We start from the raw sequence: 3,300 nt of genomic DNA on the forward strand, positions 1-3,300 counted from the left end.
CGACACCGAACACCCGGACGAGATCCCGGACGAGTACTGATTAAATATCTGGTAGGTTGGCATACGAGAACCAATACCGGCTCCGTGCTCATAACCGTGGTGACAAGACCTCTTTTTCACGGGCGGTGCGTGCACACCAGCGATCGTTGCTTTCGCTGTCCGCCCCGCCAGGAGCCCACCGTGGTCACCGCGCCACCGAACCAGGGAGCTGCGATGCACTCGATCGCCCGGCCGGCTCTTCGGGTATCGTTTCCTGCAACGGGCACATCTCGTTTTGTCGACTCTTACGAACGGGTGCGACGCTCCAGCGATTCTTCGACGTGTGCGAGGCCACCGAGACAACCGTCGTGACCACGGACGGTGCTGTCGAGAAGGCCACCTCCGATGGTCAGGGTCGTTTCGTCTATTCGTCAAGAATGTCGGCGGTTTCCGAGAAGCACATTCTTCCGCGTAGTAGCGGTGTAGTTTTGAGTAAGTTGAGTCTTAAGTACGCTATCTCCACGATAATAAATATTTCCCTAAATAACAGTTTTTGAAATACCCACTCATGACTTTATTATATTCCTCAGAGGGTGAATATGTGGGGTCGTTTCCACAGTACTCACCAATGAGCAGTGATCATCATCACTCTGGAAATGCAGAATCGGAAAGGGATCGGGAGCGGTACACCTACGAGGAGGCCGCCGACCTCGACGAGAGGGCATTCGAGGGCGGCGCTGTAGATCGGCGGACGTTTCTCTCGGTCGCCGCCGCGACGGGCGCGGCGCTCGCGCTACCGAACGCGGTTGCTGCGGAGGTCGACCACCCCGCGCTGACCGACCGAGCCGCGTTCGTCGTCAATGCTACGCCGGACGACTACGAGGTGCCAGTCGTCATCGAGTTCGATACGGCAGCCGGCGTCCCGGCGGACTTCGAAACGGAGTACACCGACCCGGACTGGGACGTCGACGACCAGACCGCCCCGCCGACCGCGGTGACGCGAAGCGAGCCGACGCCGGCGGCCCACGCCCGCCTCGACGCCGACGAACTCGGATCGGTACTCGATGCGTTCGATGACTACGTCGAATCGGTCGCTTACTCCATGGGCGCCAATCCGTGGTGGCATCTGGAGGACCCCTACGCCGATGGCGTCTTCCCGCCGGTCGAGGAGTCTCGTGACTGGCTCTCGTTCGAGGAATCCGTCCAGGGGATCAGGTACCTAGAAGAGGAGGTCGCTCCCGACCGGATCGACTTCTACTCGATCGGAGAGTCTCCCGGCTGGAACAACCAGTTCACCAGCGAGGACCCCGACCCGAACGACGTCTACGTCGCGGAGGTCACGAACAACGTCGACGACGAGGCGTCTTTCGCCGAGAAGGAGAAGGTGGTGTACTCGCTCAACATCCACGGCGACGAGCGAGCCGGCACCGAGGCCGGCTGTCGGATCATCGAGGACATCGCCTACGGCGAGGCCCCCGACTTCGAGGAACTCCTCGACGACGTCGTCCTCCTCTTTCTGTTCACGAACCCGGACGGCTGGGTCTCGCGGAAACCGGAGACCGAGATCCCGTGGGTGGAGGGCCACAACTGGAACTTCCAGCGTGGGAGCGCATCGGGCCTCGACACGAATCGACAGTACCCGACCATGGGTTGGACGGATCCGTCGTTCTGGCCCGCCGAACCCGAGGACACGCCCGACGTGCGTCCCGACGATCCCGACGGTCGAGGGTACCACGAGATGGTCCCTGACTCGCTGGCGATCGTCGAGCACTTCCGCGACTACGACAACGTGGAGTTCCTCTGTGACTACCACGGGATGTACACCGCGGACCACATGGTGTTCAACCTCGAGACGAACGCCCCGTTCACCCACGACAAGACCCACGACTTAGACGAGGTGAGCATCCGGATCGGCGAGGCGATGGCCGACGAGTGGGGCTCGGTCGACGCCGAACCGCTCGCGTCAGACATCATGGCGGCCGCGGAGACGGAATACGGATCCTCGTTCGTCCCGGGTGGCGACAGCTACGAGGGCCTGTTCGACTGGGGGACGATCTACGACTCGCTGGCCTATCAGGTCACGGGCGCGTTTCTGGGCTGGGCCGGCCAGCCCGAAGAGTTCGGCGGCCTCGGCGCGGTCACCGTCGCCCCCGAAGTCATCATCTCGAACCACTTCGGGTCGGCCATCAAACAGTGGAAGCCCTACTGGACGCGTCACTACGAGACCGCCTACCGCCTGTCGATGCGCGAATACGCCCGAATGACCGCCGCGGAGACCGAGGCGACCGTGGCGACCGAGAGCCAGGATACCGCCTACGTCGCCACCGAGGCGCTGACGCGCTCGTCTGCGGACCTCCCGCACACGCCGGACCCGGACGGCGGTCCCCGCAAGGGGCACGCGGGCGGCCCACCGGCGCACGCGAGCGGTTCCTCGGCGGGCGGAACGCAAGTCAGTCGGCGCCACGAGACCGTCCAGCCCGGCCGGGGGCACGTCGACGTGCACGCCGGCGAGTCGGGACACTCGTTGTTCGTCCACTTCCAGGGGCTCGAAAGCGCCACCCAGGGGACGATCCGACTCGTCAACCCCGGCGGGAACGTCGTTCGCGAGGTCGACCTCGCGGAGCGGGACGTCCGCACCACCGACTTCGATGACTGGTTCGTCCAACGTCCCGAAGCGGGCGACTGGAGCGTCGAGGTCGATTCCGACGCCGACGTCGACGTCCAGATGGCCCTCCTCGAGTCCGAGGGGATCCCCGACCCCAGAGAGACCCTGGGGTACGAACAGACCGAGTACGAGGTCAACCCGATGCAGTTCTTCGACGACCTGGAGCCGTTCGTCGAGGACGGCGACGTGGACGCGATCAGCGTCCACCACGTCAGGGTGGGGCGACTGCTCCGCGGTCAGTCCGGCAAGCGACAGTACGACAAACTGGTTGTCTCCCACGACGACGGGATCGACGATCCCCAGTACATCTCGGCCATCGAGGCGTTCGTCGAGGCCGGGGGCGACCTCGTGCTGACCGACAGCGGCGTCAACCTGCTCGGGGTCCTCGACGTGGGTGACGCCGCCGACGTCGACGCCGACGACGTCCACGACATCGAGGTTCAGTTCGCCAACCTCGAGGACCGCGACTTCGACCACGACCTCCTCGCGGGGATCCGCCCCCGCCAGCAGGAGCTGTGGAAGGGATCGCAGCTCGGCTACACGACGGGCGTCGACCAGCCCGCGACCGTCGTCGACGAGGACGCCGTCCGAGAGGCGAACGGCGAGGTCGCCGGCACGATCGGCGAGGAGGGCGTCGGCGCCGGCCGGCTCGCCGC

Annotated in this window: 1 protein-coding gene; it reads left to right on the forward strand. The window is 64.8% G+C overall.

Annotated features, from left to right (window positions below; all coding sequences use genetic code 11):
* Positions 1-607 precede the first annotated feature (607 nt).
* On the forward strand, positions 608-3,300 hold a 2,693-nt coding region (locus QA600_RS22710; RefSeq protein ID WP_278294213.1), incomplete at its 3' end, for a M14 family zinc carboxypeptidase.

The sequence above is a fragment of the Natronococcus sp. A-GB1 genome (genome assembly GCF_029688845.1).
Lineage (GTDB): Archaea > Halobacteriota > Halobacteria > Halobacteriales > Natrialbaceae > Natronococcus.